Source organism: Peptoniphilus harei, from assembly GCF_016726485.1.
GTDB lineage: Bacteria > Bacillota > Clostridia > Tissierellales > Peptoniphilaceae > Peptoniphilus_A > Peptoniphilus_A harei.
Map to the genome: position 1 here is coordinate 1,012,088 of NZ_CP068103.1, position 15,964 is coordinate 1,028,051.

Below are 15,964 nucleotides of genomic sequence, written 5' to 3' on the forward strand. Positions count from 1 at the left end.
AAGCCTACTTTGACAACTTATTTATAATTGTGTTGATTTCTTCGATTTTTTCGTCAATTTCTTCCTGGCTCTTGGAGTAGGAATCCTTGACACAACCCCTTAGGTGGGCTGTCAGGACATCCTTATTTATATTTTTTAGGATGGAGATTGAGGCCATGAGCTGGTTGGAGACGTCTAGGCAGTACCTGTCTTCCTCCACCATTTTTATAAGGCCATCAATTTGTCCCCTGACAGTTTTTAATTTCCTAAGTTGGACTTCCTTGTCAGCTCTCATTTTGCTATTTTTGCAGTATATCCTGCATCTTCAACAGCCTTAACAAGTGCTTCATCTGCCACGTCCTTGTCAAGTTCTACTTTTGCATTCTTTTCTTCTAGGCTAACGTCAGCTTCTTTTACTCCGTCAAGACCTTCTAGAGCCTTTCTTACTGCAGCTTTACAGTGGTTACAAGACATTCCTTCAACATTTAAAATTTTTTCCATATTATCTTCTCCTTTATTTTTAATAATTTTATAACCTGCTTCTTCAATGGCATTTTCTATTTCTTCTGGGCTTAGACCTTGGTCTATAAATTCTACAGAAGAATTTTCGTGGCTTGCCACAACATCTTTTGCCTTGCCAGTTTTTTCTAGGGCATCAGCAACTCTTTTCTCGCAGTGGCCACACGTCATACCTTCTACTTTTATTTTAGTTCTTTTTTCATTTTTTTCTATAAGATTTTCTTCTTTTGCAATTTCTTTTTCACTTGAAGAATTTGCTTCTTCCAAGGATCTCTTCACTCCCCTTGGTTTAAACCTTCTTAGCCTTAAAGCATTGTTTACAACAAAGACTGAGGACAAACTCATGGCTAGGGCTGCAAACATTGGGGAAAGTTTTATCCCAAAGGCTGGGAATAAGAGACCTGCAGCAAGAGGAATTCCAATTGTGTTGTAGAAAAAGGCCCAGAATAAATTTTGCTTGATGTTTTTTATTGTCGCCTTGGAAAGTTCAAGGGCTGAAACAACATCTAAGAGGTCTGACCTCATTAGGACTACGTCTGATGACTCAATTGCCACATCTGTCCCGTGACCTATTGCCATGCCTATGTCGGCCTTGGCAAGGGATGGGGCATCGTTGATCCCGTCACCAATCATTAGGACCTTCTTGCCAGATTTTTGGATCTTGTCGATTTCCTTGTTCTTATCTTGTGGAAGAAGTCCTGCAAGAGTCTCGTCAACTCCAATTTCATCAGCAATTGCTTCTGCAGTTTTTTCATTGTCTCCAGTTAGCATAATAATTTTTTTGCCCATATCTCTTAGGAGTTTAATTGCATCTTTTGATGACTCCTTAGGCAAGTCCTTTACAGAGATTATCCCCATGACTTCACTTTCATTGGCAAAGTACATGGAAGTCTTGCCCTCTCCTGCTAATTCTTCTGCCTTGGACTTAAAGTCCTTAAGGTCAATATTTTCTTCAAGCATATATTCAAGGTTTCCTGCAAGATACTTATTTCCTGCAATCTCTCCATTTAGGCCCCTGCCACTAACTGAATTGAAGTTAGTGATTTCTTCTAAGTCTATATCATTTTCTTGTGCGTAATTTATAATTGCTGAAGCCAATGGATGTTGGGAATTTTTTTCTATAGATCCAGCAATTTTTAAGAAGTTCTCTTCATCTAAGTCTGTCACAATATCTGTTAGGATTGGCTTTCCTTCAGTGATTGTCCCAGTCTTATCCATTACGATTACATCAATCTTGTGGAGATTCTCTAGAACTTCTGCATTTTTAAAGAGAAGTCCAAAATCTGCAGACTTGCCTGTTGCCACCATTATTGAAACTGGTGTTGCAAGGCCTAAGGCACAAGGACAAGAAATAACCAAAACAGAAATTGCAAAGTTAAGGGCATTTTCAAATCCATAACCTAGAGCCATCCAAACTACAAAGGTTAGGGCAGCTATAATTAAGACTGCTGGCACAAAGACCCCGGCAATTTCATCTGCAAGCTTGGCTATAGGAGCCTTGGACTGGTTGGCCTCGTCAACTAATTTTATAATTTGAGAAATAGTTGTGTCTTCTCCAACCTTCTCTGCCTTGAACTTAAAGGACCCAGTTGTGTTAATGGAAGCAGAGATTACCTTGTCTCCCACAGACTTTTGAACTGGTATTGACTCTCCAGTCACCGCTGATTCATCAAGAGAAGATGCACCTTCGATGACCTTGCCGTCAACTGCCACAGATTCGCCAGGCCTTACAAGCAAGATATCTCCCACTCTTACATCTTCAATATTCTTCACAACTTCTTCGCCATCTTCTATTACTGTTGCCATTTTTGGGGCAAGGTCCATTAAATTTGCAAGAGATGACCTTGTCTTGTTTTTGGATTTTTCTTCCAAGTATTTTCCAACAGTTATAAGAGTAAGAATCATGGCTGAAGACTCAAAATAAAGATTGTGCCTGTAAGAATCTACAAGTTCCATGTCTCCTTGGCCAAAGCCATAGGCCATCATGTAAATGGCAAAGATTCCATAGACAAGGGCTGCAAGAGAACCAATGGCAACAAGGCTATCCATGTTTGGAGCCCTGTTCTTCAGTCCCTTAAATCCAGAGATGTAAAAATCCCTGTTGATGTAGACTACAGGAAGGGCCAAGAGAAATTGTGAAAAGGCAAAGATAATAGCCCCTTCTCTTCCATGAAAGATTCCTGGAGTTGGCAAGTGAATCATAGGACCCATGGCTATATACATGAGAATCACCATAAAGATAATTGAAGATATAAGCCTGTGCTTTAGGGCCTTCTCCCTGTCATCAAGTGGTTTATCTTCACTTTTTGTTTTTTCACCAGCTGGGCTTGCTCCATAGCCAATCTTTTCCACAGCACCTATAATTTTTTCATCATCTACTATATTTTCATCGAAATTTACCTTCATTGAGTTGGTCATGAGGTTGACGTTGGCGCCACTTACACCATCAAGCTTTTCAACAGCTTTTGTGACATTGGCGACACAAGACGAACAAGTCATGCCACTGACATCAAATTTCTTTTCCATATTACCTCCTATACCCCCCTAGGGGTGTTCCTTTATTTTTATACTAACACTAAAAGAACTTTTTTACAAGTTTTTGATAAGACTTCTTAATATCTTTAAAATACTCATAATTTTCGTGGTTTTTTACGGGTAAAATTTTATTTTTATGGGATAAGTTTTAAAAAAAATAAAAAGGACAAGATATTAATCTTATCCTAAATATATTATCTAAATTATTTTTTTGTATAATAGGTTGCCCTTCCACTTCCATGTCTCTCAATTATATCTTTTTCTAACAATTCTTTTAAGGATTTTTCCACAGAGGACTTGCTAATTGCAGGAGCAAGTTCCATGATTTCACTCTTGGTAAATTTTCCTAATTTTTTATCAATAGCATTTAAAACTTGGTCAAGTGACGATGGCTTTGTATCGAAAATATTTACCCTATCTTCAAAATCTCTATAGGCAGCAAGTATAATAGCCAAAATATATTTTATAAAAAATGTTGGATCTTCACTATTTCCATGCCAATTTACACCACTTTTTTCTAGGGCAAGATAGTAATTTGTCTTGGTTTTTTCTATTTTTTCTTCAAGACTTATATATCGTCCTACGACATAACCTAGCTTATATAATAACAAAGTTGTTAAAAGCCTTGACATTCTTCCATTTCCATCATTGAAGGGGTGGATGCACAAGAAATCGTGTATAAAAATTGGAATTAGTATTAGGGGGTTTATTTCTCCCTTGTCAATTTCTCTATTGTACTCTTGACAAATTTTTTCAATTGCTTGTGGAGTTTCAAAGGGATCAAGAGGTCTAAACCTAACTATAGTTTCTCCATCTTTTCTTGTTTCCGAAATATAATTTTGTGAATTTTTATATTTTCCACCAATTGATTTGTTTGAATATTTGTAGAGGTCTCTATGAAGTTGTAAAATTATTTTTGAATTTATTGGGATATAATCAAAAGATTCATGAATTGTAGATAGGACTTCTTTGTAACCAATAATTTCTTCTTCATCTCTATTTTTTGGAGCAACTTTTTTATTTACTAAGTCCTTTATTCTGGAATCAGTTGTCCTTATTCCCTCGATTTCATTGGAACTTTGGGTACTCTGTATAATAGCAAGTTCTACTAGATTATCGAGAACTGCTGGTTTCTGGCTTAAGTATAATTCTTGTCTTCCCTTATACTCACTAATTTGTGAAATATAATTTAAGATTTCAGCATCCCATTTTTTTTCTTTCAATAAACTATAATCAAATTTACGCATAAAAACCTCCCTTTTCGCATAAATTATAGCATGTTTTATGCGAAAAAAATATTTTTATGGGATAATTTTTCTTCCTCGGAAGGATATCAAGCAAAAGGAAAAATATAAGGCATCTTTCGGAACAATAAAAAATGGCCTAGCCTAGGCTAAACCATTTTACTTTTAATTATTTATAAATTTTAAATTTCATAAAATATTTTACACTCCCCAGTGCCAATCCTAATATTTTAATTATAATTTATAATTTATTTATAAATCCAGGACCTTACATCTTAAATAGAATTTCGTTTTCTATATAGATGTGTCTTCTCATGTCTTCGTCAAGTTCTCCCATAAGCTTGTTGAGTTCCTTGATTTCTGGCTCTTCTGCATTCATCTTGTAGTCACGAGTTAGGTATTTGATCCTGTCAAATAGGCCAATAGTCTTTTCGTGTTCCGCAAGTAGATTTTCGAAGTCGACATCCTTGCCTGCAAGAGCGTCCTTAAATTCAAACTCTTCTTCGCTGGAAAAGTGAGAAACAAGTTCGGCCTTTATAAGAAGAAGAACTTCATAGATCACAAAGAGTTGTTCTCCTCTTTCTCTGTAATATTTTTTAATAGCTCCCCTAAAGATTTCGTCGATTTTTTCTGTTGTAGCAAGTTCTTGTGGGTGAATTTCTTCTACAATGTAGTGGATTAATTCTTCCTTATTCATCTTCCTAACTCTGTCCATATCCTTGAAGTCATCTTGACCTTCAACTTTTTTTATAAATAGGTCATAGTTTTCTCCAAGAGATTCTAGGGCATCTTCAAGCCTTTCCATAGCTATAAAGTCGTATTCTCCTCCAAGCTTTTGGATTTCCTTTAAGACTTTTGGGTTTTCCATTACTGCAGCTTCAACTGTCATATTTCTTTCTAACATAATTCCTCCTAATTATTTATAGAATTTAAAAATCCTCTTACTTCCTCTTCACTTGTCCTATAATTTGTAACAAGTCTAATTATAGATTCCTTCTTGTTTTCTATTTCAAAAATATTTTCTTTTTCTAATTTTTCAATTTCTTCTGGGTTAGATTTTATAAAAACTTGGTTAGATTCCCCAAAGACTGGGTCCCTTACCAAATCCTTTAGACCATCAACTAAAAGCCTTGACATTTCATAGGCCTTCTTGGCATTCTCGTAATAAAGTCCATCTTGGAATAAGACCTTAAAAGATAGACCAATTAAGAAGGACTTTGCCATCATGGCTCCCCTTTGTTTTAAGTAATATCTAAAGTCTTTCTTCAAGTTTTCATCTAAAATCACCAGGGCTTCACCAAGGATTGCCCCGTTCTTTGTTCCACCAATGGAAAAAATGTGGGAATACTTGGCATAATCTGATAAATTACTAGAATTTGCAGCCATGGCATGGGCAATCCTCGCCCCGTCAATATAAAGATATAGGTCTTTTTCTTGGCAGACTTCATAAATTTCCTTTATTTCATCTATGGAATAGACAGTTCCCACTTCAGTAGTTTGAGAAATGTAGACAACTTTTATCTTTACATCAATTTCACCTGGCTGGTCATCAATAAAGTCTCTAATTTTATCTGCTTTTAACTTTCCATCATGCGTTTTAATAGTCACAACCTTGTGTCCTGTGGCTTCAATGGACCCAGTTTCGTGGTGGGTTATGTGGCCTGTTGATGCAGATAAGACTGCTTCATAGGGCTTAAGACCAAAAGTCGTCGCCAAAATATTTGTGGCAGTGCCTCCAGACACAAACTCAATGTCCGCGTCCCTTCCAATTTCCCTTAATATTAAGTCCCTAGCCTGGTTTGAAATTTCATCAGTCCCATAGCCAGAAATCTTATGGTCAAAAATCTTTTCTATCTCTTGGTAGATTTCCTTGGATCCAAAATCACTGTAGTCATTTCTAAAATTATTCATAAGCCACCTCACCCTCTTCTTACCCCTTATTATATAATATATGTAAAATTTTACCAAATAGGGTACAATAGAAAACGAGGTGTTAATATGAACAGTCACGGCGCAAATGTTTTTGAGATTGCGAAAAAAGAAGGCATAAAAATTGAAGACATTAGGGATTTTTCTTCCAATATAAATCCCTTGGGACCATCTAAGAAAGCCCTTGAAAGTCTAAAGGACAACTTAAACTTACTTTCAACTTACCCTGACGTGGACTATCTTGATTTAAGGGAAGCCATCTCTACATACGCATCCTGCAAGAGAGAAAATATTGTCCTTGGACTTGGGTCTACAGAAATTTTGAGGGATACAATCTATTATTTTGCTCCAAAAGCTGCCATGATCCTATCACCTTGCTACTCTGAATATGAGAGGGAGTTAAGAAAAATTTCTTCCCACATATTTGAGTACAATCTAGAAGAAAAAAATGATTTTAAAATAAATTTAGACCAGCTAATAAATACAATCAATGAAAAAAATATTGATTTCTTGATTTTTGCAAACCCCAACAATCCAACTGGGACAATCTTAAAAAAGTCTGAGATTGAAATAGTTTTAAGAGAAACTAGTGCCAAGGTCTTGGTGGACGAAACCTATATTGAGTTCACAAACATGGAGACCTACTCATCATCAGGTCTTACAAAATCTTATGACAACTTGGTGGTCGTAAGGGGGACATCAAAGTTTTTTGCCCTTCCTGGCATAAGACTTGGCTATGGACTGACTTCCAATGAAGGACTTTTGAAGTTTTTCAAGGACAAGGAGGTCCTCTGGCAGATTAATTCTGTGGCAGAAATTTGCGGCAAGGTCATGTTCTCTGATGAAGCTTATCTTGAAAAAGTTTTTGACTTTATAAGAAGCCGTAGAGAAAATTTTTATAAGGAACTTTCTGGTATAGAAAATTTAAGGGCCTATGAGAGTTTTGGGAATTTTATTTTAATTAAGATACTTAAGGGTATAAATTCTACAATATTAAGAGAAAAACTTCTCACAGAAGGTTTAGTAGTAAGAGATTGCAAAAGTTTTAAAAATTTGGACAAATCTTATTTTAGAATCTGTATTTTGGAAGATCCTGCAAATGAAAAATTGTTAAAAAAACTAAAAGAAATTTATAAGGGTGATTAATATGAAAAAATTTAAAAAAATACTGACGACTTTAGCACTAGTACCTACACTTTTCCTACCTAACTTTGCTTTTGCACAAGAAGATACAAGTCCTGCAGTTACAGAAATTAAAGTCGAAGAATCTGTCAGCAACAATGCAGAAAATCAAAATACATTAGATAAAAAAATAGAAGAATCTAAAGAGATCAAATCTAAAGAAAAAACTCCTAAAATCAAGTCTCCAAGTTTCAGTCCATGGGCAAGTGTAGATCTTAATGATGTTCAATTTATGGGTTTATATCCTGCTTCAAGTTTCTTTGAAGGAAAGGATTTTAGAAAAGCTGTTACTTTAGAAGATGCAAACACAGCCTACAAACTTGCAAAAGAAAAAATTGAATCTCGTGGTCTAAAAACAGGTGGAGATTTTACTTTTAAAGATTTAACTCGACTTGAAACACTTGAATCAATTTCAAAACTTTTAAATGATGACAAGTTTGCAGTTAAAAATTTAAAAGAATCAAAAATATTTTTTGGACAAGAAGATGAAAAATATTTAAATAGCAAAATTCCTCTAGAAGAAGTCCTGGCTCTTTATAACAGGGCTACAAAAAAGATTTTACAAGACAATGATAAAGTAGCTAAGGGATTTTTCTACGAAATTGAAAATAAAAAAAACAAGGTTTATATGCTTGGATCTATTCACATAGGTAAATCCTCTATGTATCCAATTGACCAAAATATTATAAATTCTCTTAAAAATTCAGACAAAATTTTTATGGAAATTGATTTAACTAATCAAGAAAAATTAAAAGAAATGCAAGAAAAAATGTATTACAAAGATGGCGGAAGCCTAAAGAATGACTTAGGAGAAGAATTATTTGCTAGAGTTGCAAATATTTTTAAGGACTTTGGAATGACTGAGGACCAAGTCAATAAGTTAAAGCCATGGGCCATATATAATTCATTGTCAGTAGACCCTAAAGGAGAAGTTGCAACTGCAACTTATGGTATTGAGTCCTATTTCTTAGCTCTTAGTCTTTTAAATAATCTTGAATTAGGAGAACTTGAGTCTGTTGATTTCCAATCAGATTTACTTTCTAACTTTGATAAAGAGTCCTATATCTCTATGATTAAGAATTTAACTGATGAAATAGAAAAAAATGGTTACAAGAATATAAATGCTGGACTTAATGAAATGTTAAGTGCTTGGGAAATTGGAAATAAGGACAAGATGATAAGTCTTTTATCAAGTGATGGGGACGAGGCTTCAGAAAAATTTAACGAGTCCCTCTTAAGTGAAAGAGACAAGAATATGGCCAAAAAAATTGACGCCATGCTAAAGGAAGATGGAGAAAATACTTATTTCATCTTAGTTGGTGCAGCCCACCTTGTTCCAGAAAATTCTGTAACAGGAATTTTAAAAGACATGGGTTATGAAGTTCTTGAAAAATAAAAAATTGTGAAAAAATAAGACGAGGTCATTGGACTTCGTCTTTTTATGTGAATTTTTATAAACTTTTAATTTTTTATCTCAATAAAATAGATTGCAAAATTATTTGCCAATCATCTCTCTCAAGATGACTTCGTCTGTCTCCTTCATACCCTCCATGGCAATGTGGCCCACAGTTTTTATCATCTCATCTATGTCTCCCTTTACGATTCCATCTCCTGCCTTAAAGGAGTTACCAGCCTTGGCTTGCTTGTAGGCCAAGAAGCCCATCTTTAGACTTGATGCAATTTTTATGGCGCAGGATTCTTTTGCTCCGTCACAAATTAGGCCAGAGTTTGTTGCAAGGGCATTTGTTAAAATTTCCTTGATTAGGTCCTTGTCTTCATCTTCCATAAAGGCAAGGCCACAAACTGAAGCAGAACCTGCAGATACAACTCCGCAGTAGGCTGAAAGTTCGCCAATTCCTTCTTTTATATAAAGGCCAATTAGGTTGGCAAAAATAAGGGATCTATAAAGTTTGTCTTTTTCTATATCATGGTCTTTGGCATAGATAATTATTGGGACAGAAACTGTTATCCCTTGGTTGCCTGATCCTGAGTTTATAACAACTGGTTTTTCACAACCTGACATTCTAGCATCAGAACCTGCAGCTGCATAGGCCACAAGTTTTTCAGAATACTTGTCTCCTGCTTCTTCTAAGACCATCTTCCCAATATTTGCTCCCCAAGGATTTTCTATTCCTTCCTTGGCAATGGCGTAATTGTACTCGATTTCCTTGTCCAAGACGTCAATTATCTCGTCATAATTTCCATTTTTTGCAAAATCATAAATTTTATCAAATGAAAGGTCAATCTTGTCTTCTTCTTTTATTTCTTCTTCCTTCTTTTCAAAAAGGACTTCATCATTTAGACTTTCATAAATAATATTTGTGTGGAAGTCCTTGATGATGACGCGAGATTTTTTATCTCCCTTTTCCATGGCTACGTCGATATAGAGTCCCTTCTTCTCATGGAGGAGTTCAATGTCACAAAGTCCCTTATCTATTAGGTCATCAAGATATTCAAGCTTTGACTTGTCTACATCAGATAGGACCTCAAGTTTTTTTGTGTGGTCTCCCAAGAAGGCACCAGCTGCAAGAGAAATTTCAATTCCCTTTCTTCCATCAGTCCCTGGAACCTTTACACTATTTACATTTTTTATAATATTGCCCGATAAGCTGGCCTTGATTTTATCTGGGTCCTCTCCCAAGATAAATCTTGCACGACTGGCTGCAAAGGCTAAAGCTATGGGCTCGGTACAACCAAAGGCCGGCACCATTTTTTCCCTTAAATATTTATTATAGTTCATAAAAATCTCCTTATATTTAATCTATCTTTATTATAACAAAATAAGATAAGCTTTTCCTAATATTAAATTTATGAATTATTAGTTTTAGATTCTTATGTACAAATAAATTTTTTTAAAAAGAACCCAGTGAATCCACCGGGTCCCATCATAATTAGGAGTATTTGTATTTGTATTTTTATTTTTTTCCAAATTCATCTGCATAAAGGCAAGCTTCTATAAATTTATCTCGAGTCAAGGCTACACTAGACCTCTTCCATTCAAGAGTTTCTTCAATGTGGTCTGCCATAGTAAAAACATCCTCTCTCTTAAGACCCAAGTCTTCCAAGCACAATGCAAGGTCAAGCTTTTTGTTAAATCTAGCAATTTTTTCTAATTCTTCATAATTTTTGTCGTAAGCATGGAGGACTAAGACTCCAAAAGAAACCAAATAACCATGAAGGTATTCTCCCTTTCTTTCTATTAGGGTTGAGAGATTAAAAAATACATGCGCAAGAGAAGAATTATAATAATAATCTTCCCCATTAGTTAAGTTAGAAATATAGCCTGTGTTTATTAAAATTTCACTTGCAATAGATTCAACAGACCTTGAAACTTCCTTATTCTTAACATCCCTTAGACCTTCTTCACCATATTTTATTAGGGTGTCTTGAGATGATTCTGCTAAACTAAGGCCCATTGTGGCTACAAAATCAATAGGATCATCATTTTGTGATGCAAATAAGACCTCAGCCTTCTTGCTAATTCCATCTCCAATTCCCGCCCAAAAATATTCTTCTGGAGCCTGGGCTATAGTTTCTATTTCCACAAAAATATGGACTGCAGCTGGTGTTGGTTCGTACTTTAAAAAGGATCCATCATCATTATAAACAACTGCTATTGCTGTCCCTCCAGCACAGTTGGAACAAATTGTAGGAAATGAGATGCAGGGTTTTCCAAGATAATAGGAGAGGACTTTTACTGTATCAAGGGCCTTGCCCCCACCTATTCCAAAAATTACATCTGCTTCTAATACCTCTTTTTTATTTTTAAGAGCTTCAATATTTTTAAGTGTGCATTCCTTTCCATAAATAAATTCCCCAAGGATTTCTACACTTGAATCTCTCAGGCCATCTCTTATCTTTTGTGAAACTGCTTTAAGAGCTCTTTTTCCACCCACAAGGACAACTTTTTTAAATCCATAGGACTCCACTATTTGTCCCAGACCCTCATATTCTCTATTTGAAATACTATAATTTGGTAATCTAACTGTCTTCATCTTTTTCCTCCTTGGGCACCTAATAAAAAAAAACCCGTCTCTTTATATACAAAGAGACGGGATTCATAAACTCGCGGTACCACTCTAATTCATCTTAATGATGCACTTATCCAATAATGAACTTCTCTGTAACGGGAGATCCCGAAAACACTTACTTATTTAAACTTCATTTCAGCATTTTAGTTCAGTGGCCATTTTCAGTAAATTCAATTTTTTGCCTCTCAGCTAATGGCAATTCTCTGTAAAAACATTCTTCACTTACTTTTCCACTTCAAAACATTTAAATAAATATTAAATTCTAAAAAATTAGAAATTTTTAAATATTAAGTGCCATTTTAAATACTTCTAATTAAAAAGTCAATAGGTTTTTAAACAAAATTTTATTATTTTAAAATATTGTTTAATTTAAATACAATTCAAATCCTTATTAAATCAACAAATTTCCTGATTTATTAAAATAAAAAATCATTAAATAAAATTAATAAATTTAGGACAAAATTATAAAATCAAATTAAAAAAATATAAATTTGTTTATTAAATTTTAAGATCATTTTAAAAATAAATAATATAATTTTCAAAATTTTTCTGATTTTCTCAAATAAAAAACCAGACCTAAGTAAAATAGATCTGGTTAATATTTTAAATTTTATAAAAATTAAATTTATTTTGCCCAATTCATGGAATATTTAACAGCTTCATGCCATCTTGATATCTTTTTATTTCTCTCTTCTTCATCCATATCTGGATCGAAGCACTTATCTATGGCGTTATTTTCTCTTATTTCGTCAATATCTTTCCAAAATCCTACAGCCAGCCCTGCCATATAACAAGCTCCTAAGGCAGTTAGTTCTACAACTTTTGGCCTTTCTATGTGGACATCAACTATGTCTGATAAAAACTTCATCAAGAAGTTATTCTTGCTAACTCCACCGTCAACTGTCAGAGACCTGATCTTTGTCTTTGAATCCTCTTGCATGGCCTTTATTACATCGCAGGATAAATAGGCTATTGATTCTAGGGCAGCTCTCACTACATGATATTTATTTACGGACCCTGTAAGGCCTACTATAGACCCTCTGGCATATTGATCCCAGTAGGGAGCACCCAGACCAGTGAAGGCTGGAATAAAGTAACAGTCGTTAGTATCTTCCACCTTGTTTGCCATGTATTCAGAATCATCTGCCTGGTCAATTATCCTTAAATTGTCACGCATAAAGTCTATGCAAGATCCTGCCTCAAAGATTGAACCTTCGAGGGCATACTTTATTTGTCCGTCCATGGCCCAGGCTATAGTTGTCACAAGACCATTTTGCGACCTAATTAGCTCATCACCTGTATTCATTAGGATAAAGGCTCCTGTTCCAAAGGTAGACTTTGCCATCCCCTTTTCAAAGGAAGCTGTCCCAAAAAGTGAGGACTGTTGGTCGCCAATTGCCCCTCCTATAGGTATTTCGCAACCAAGATACTTGGACTTACACTTGCCATAAACTTCACTAGAATTTTTTATCTCTGGAAGCATGGACTTTGGAATGTCAAAAATTTCAAGAAGTTCATCGTCCCACTTCTTTTCTTTTATGTTAAAGAGCATAGTCCTTGAAGCATTGGTATAGTCAGTTATATGGACTTCTCCATCTGTCAACTTATAAATAAGATAGGTCTCAACTGTCCCAAAGAGGAGGTCTCCCTTATCTGCTAATTCTCTTGCTCCTTCCACATTTTCAAGGATCCATCTGATTTTTGTCGCAGAAAAATAAGGGTCAATTACAAGACCTGTCTTTTCCCTAATAGTTTCTTCCAGGCCTCTTTCCTTTAATTCTTCACAATATTTTGCAGTCCTCTTACACTGCCAGACAATTGCATTGTAAACTGGCTCCATTGTCTTCTTGTTCCAGACAATTGTCGTTTCCCTTTGGTTAGTTATCCCAATTGCTGCTATGTCTTCGGGGTCAATTTCCTTCCTAGACATGGCTTCAACTGCTGTACCAATTTGCTTGGACCACAAGTCATCTGGCTCTTCTTCTACGTAACCAGGTTTTGGAAAGTGTTTAATCAGGTCCTTTTGGGCAACAGAAACTGGATTTCCCTTTTTATCAAAAATTATAGTTCTTGCAGATGTTGTACCTGCATCGAATGCCATTATGTATTTCATCATATCACCAAGTTTATTATAACATTTTAAATATTTTTTTCTTCCCTTTTGTAGTTTTAGTAAAAATTATGGACTTGTAATTTACAATTTACAAAATATTACAGACTTTTAAAATTTTTTAAATAACTAATAATTTTGCACTTACTAGTTTTTTTATAAGTTGCTAATCTAAAATTAACTAAGATAAATTTTATAAGTTCAAATTTTTTATCACTTGCTAATCTAAAATTAACTAAGATAAGTTTTATAATCACAAAAAAAGTGCCGGACAAACCGACACTTTTAATCTTTATTTATCTTATTTTTTGATATCTTTTTTCTTTTCTTTTTCTATTTTCTCATCGATTCTCTCAACAGAAACAGTTTCTATTACACCACCACTTGCCATCTTGACAATTTGAAAGATGTATTCGCCATCGTCGACAATAACGCCAACTTCTGGCTCTTCTGCATTCTTTATGAGAAGACCCGCTACATAACCACCAATAGTCGTAGTTTCGCCTGCTTCTATATCAAATCCATACCTCTTGTTTAGAATCTTCATAGGAGTTGATGCAGAGTACTCATTTTCATTTCCTTCAGCATCCATATTTACTCCTGTTAACAAGAACTTTCTAACAGCAAAGAGTACTGCTATGGCAATAGTTGCTATAAGTAAATCAAGCATAGTGTCAGAATAAACCAGCATCTTTCTAGAAATTACAAGCAAGATCAAGTGGATGATGTTGGTGTCTGTATGTGCAATCATAAGTACCACAAACTCTATGGCTATTACTAACAAGAGGACGTGGGATAGAAAATTTTGGAATATTTCATAGGACAAGCCTGCATCACTTGTCAGTATCTTGAAGTAATACTTCATTATATCTGGCACTGAAACAATTACTCCTGCTATAAGCATTATCGAAACAACTATTTCAAATGTATTCACTAATTTTAAAAGTGTAACCAGGTATCTATTTCTATTCATTATACCTCCATAGTCTTAGCGACTTCTTTTTTCATCTTCTCCAAGACCTTCTTCTCAATTCTTGAAACTGTCATTTGAGAAATGTTTAATTTCTTGGCAATTACAACTTGAGTCTTCTTGTTGAAGTACCTGTCAATTAAAATGGTCCTTTCAACTTCGTCTAGGTTTTCCATAGCCTTCTTAAAAAAGTCATTGGATTCTATCTTGTCAAAATATTCTTCTTCAATTCCTATTAAATCAGATAAGTTGACTTCATTTTCATCTCCAGATTCATAAGTTACATCAAGAGATTGTGGAGTGTAGACCTTAGATGCTTCCATGGCCTCCATAACTTCCTCTGGAGTTGAATCCAAGTATTCTGCAATCTCGTCTATAGTTGGAGTCTTTTGGTACTTTTGTGAAAGACTCACAGTCGCATTGGAAATCTTTTTTGAAAGTTCTTGGATTCTCCTTGGGACCCTAATAGTCCAACCATTGTCCCTAAAATATTTTTTTATCTCTCCAATTATTGTTGGAGTGGCAAAGGAAGAAAACTCGAAGCCCTTTTCAGGGTCGTATCTCTCAATGGCATAGATTAATCCAATAGATGCCACTTGATAGATATCATCATAATCTATTCCCCTGCCCGTATATTTTTTAGATAGGATTTCTGCAATGTAGAGGTGCTCTTCTATAAGAATATCCCTGATTTCTTGCTCTCTTGTCTTGTGATATTCATTAAAAAGTTCTTTTCTCTCTTCCTTTGTTAGTCTTCTATCTAAATTGTTGTATTCTTTTAAATTCATAGCAACCCTTATAATTTTTTAGATAAAATAAATTTATTTCCATCAAAATGAGATTCATCTACAAGACAATCTATAATAGTCTTTGCAAGGGATAGGTCTTCAGATGCATCTAATTTTTCTTCATTAATCTCACTTACATAAATTTTTATATTTTTAGCTTCTTCTATTTCAAAGACCAAGTCTATATGGTCATCTTCGCCTAACTTGTGACAAATATTTAAAGTTTCTGTTACAGCCATCTTTAGGTCTTCTATCTCTTCTATGTCCCTATTTAGGATATTTAAGATTCCAGAAAGCATAAGTCTAACTGTAGAAAAATATTTGGCATCATTGGGTATTTGGTATTTTAAAGTATCCATACTACCCCCTGATTTCAAACATATCTTCAAGCTTAGTTATCTTGAAGAGTTTCATAATTTGTGGATTTAGGTTTTCAATTACAATTTTATTATCATTTTTTTCTACTTCTTTTAGGATATAGATAAGAGATCCTAAGCCTGTAGAGTCTAAATATTCTAGTTCTTTACAATCAAATAAAATATCCTTCTTATCCTTTTCATAAAGTTTTATAGATTTTTCCTTGAATTTCTTTGTATTATAAACGTCAAGTTCTCCCATTGGATATAATACTAAAAATTCATCAGTGTTTTTTGACTCTAATTTAAATTCCATAAATC

Annotated in this window: 14 protein-coding genes and 1 other annotated feature; of the genes, 2 read left to right on the plus strand and 12 right to left on the minus strand. The window is 34.5% G+C overall.

Going from position 1 to position 15,964, the window contains the following annotated elements; genetic code table 11:
* Window positions 1-4: 4 nt before the first annotated feature.
* The 5 genes from I6I93_RS04730 to I6I93_RS04750 all read right to left on the minus strand — a co-directional run bounded on the left by I6I93_RS04730 (window position 5) and on the right by I6I93_RS04750 (window position 6,188).
* A complete protein-coding gene (locus tag I6I93_RS04730) occupies window positions 5-274 on the minus strand; it encodes a metal-sensing transcriptional repressor (RefSeq protein ID WP_005955077.1) in 270 nt (89 codons plus the stop codon).
* On the minus strand, window positions 271-3,024 hold the full coding sequence (locus tag I6I93_RS04735; RefSeq protein WP_112889632.1) for a heavy metal translocating P-type ATPase: 2,754 nt from the start codon (window positions 3,022-3,024) through the stop codon (window positions 271-273). Before I6I93_RS04735 ends, I6I93_RS04730 begins: the two co-directional genes overlap by 4 nt.
* A 212-nt stretch (window positions 3,025-3,236) precedes the next feature.
* Window positions 3,237-4,280: a Fic family protein gene (locus I6I93_RS04740; protein ID WP_112889633.1), complete on the minus strand. Its 1,044-nt coding sequence runs from the start codon at window positions 4,278-4,280 to the stop codon at window positions 3,237-3,239.
* A 265-nt stretch (window positions 4,281-4,545) separates the two neighbouring features.
* Window positions 4,546-5,181 (minus strand): hemerythrin domain-containing protein, encoded by a 636-nt coding sequence (locus I6I93_RS04745; RefSeq protein ID WP_112889634.1) that lies wholly within the window; start codon window positions 5,179-5,181, stop codon window positions 4,546-4,548.
* Window positions 5,182-5,189: 8 nt separating this feature from the next.
* On the minus strand, window positions 5,190-6,188 hold the full coding sequence (locus tag I6I93_RS04750; protein WP_112889635.1) for a threonine aldolase family protein: 999 nt from the start codon (window positions 6,186-6,188) through the stop codon (window positions 5,190-5,192).
* A gap of 87 nt (window positions 6,189-6,275) precedes the next feature.
* On the opposite strand from I6I93_RS04750, the gene I6I93_RS04755 reads away from it, so the two are divergent.
* Complete coding sequence (locus I6I93_RS04755) at window positions 6,276-7,352, plus strand: pyridoxal phosphate-dependent aminotransferase (RefSeq protein WP_112889636.1); 1,077 nt, start codon at window positions 6,276-6,278, stop codon at window positions 7,350-7,352.
* A 1-nt stretch (window position 7,353) separates the two neighbouring features.
* Complete coding sequence (locus tag I6I93_RS04760; protein WP_112889637.1) at window positions 7,354-8,784, plus strand: TraB/GumN family protein; 1,431 nt, start codon at window positions 7,354-7,356, stop codon at window positions 8,782-8,784.
* Between the two features lie 99 nt (window positions 8,785-8,883).
* Here I6I93_RS04760 and I6I93_RS04765 read toward each other — a convergent pair whose 3' ends face one another.
* From I6I93_RS04765 to I6I93_RS04795, 7 genes are all read right to left on the minus strand, one after another.
* Window positions 8,884-10,128, minus strand: coding sequence for an L-cysteine desulfidase family protein (locus I6I93_RS04765; protein WP_112889638.1), 1,245 nt, complete (start codon window positions 10,126-10,128; stop codon window positions 8,884-8,886).
* Window positions 10,129-10,303: 175 nt separating this feature from the next.
* Window positions 10,304-11,383, minus strand: a complete 1,080-nt coding sequence (locus I6I93_RS04770; protein WP_112889639.1) for an iron-containing alcohol dehydrogenase family protein — start codon at window positions 11,381-11,383, stop codon at window positions 10,304-10,306.
* A 49-nt stretch (window positions 11,384-11,432) separates the two neighbouring features.
* Window positions 11,433-11,667: a binding site (T-box leader), on the minus strand.
* A 377-nt stretch (window positions 11,668-12,044) separates the two neighbouring features.
* Window positions 12,045-13,535, minus strand: coding sequence for a glycerol kinase GlpK (gene glpK / locus I6I93_RS04775; RefSeq protein WP_172605457.1), 1,491 nt, complete (start codon window positions 13,533-13,535; stop codon window positions 12,045-12,047).
* Between the two features lie 295 nt (window positions 13,536-13,830).
* Complete coding sequence (locus I6I93_RS04780) at window positions 13,831-14,502, minus strand: transporter associated domain-containing protein (protein WP_112889641.1); 672 nt, start codon at window positions 14,500-14,502, stop codon at window positions 13,831-13,833.
* The gene (locus I6I93_RS04785; RefSeq protein ID WP_070701437.1) at window positions 14,502-15,287 is read right to left on the minus strand and encodes a SigB/SigF/SigG family RNA polymerase sigma factor; all 786 of its coding nucleotides are present in this window, start codon (window positions 15,285-15,287) and stop codon (window positions 14,502-14,504) included. Before I6I93_RS04785 ends, I6I93_RS04780 begins: the two co-directional genes overlap by 1 nt.
* Before the next feature lie 8 nt (window positions 15,288-15,295).
* Window positions 15,296-15,646, minus strand: a complete 351-nt coding sequence (locus I6I93_RS04790; RefSeq protein WP_070701439.1) for an ATP-binding protein — start codon at window positions 15,644-15,646, stop codon at window positions 15,296-15,298.
* Window position 15,647: 1 nt separating this feature from the next.
* Window positions 15,648-15,959, minus strand: a complete 312-nt coding sequence (locus tag I6I93_RS04795; protein WP_112889642.1) for an STAS domain-containing protein — start codon at window positions 15,957-15,959, stop codon at window positions 15,648-15,650.
* Window positions 15,960-15,964 lie beyond the last annotated feature (5 nt).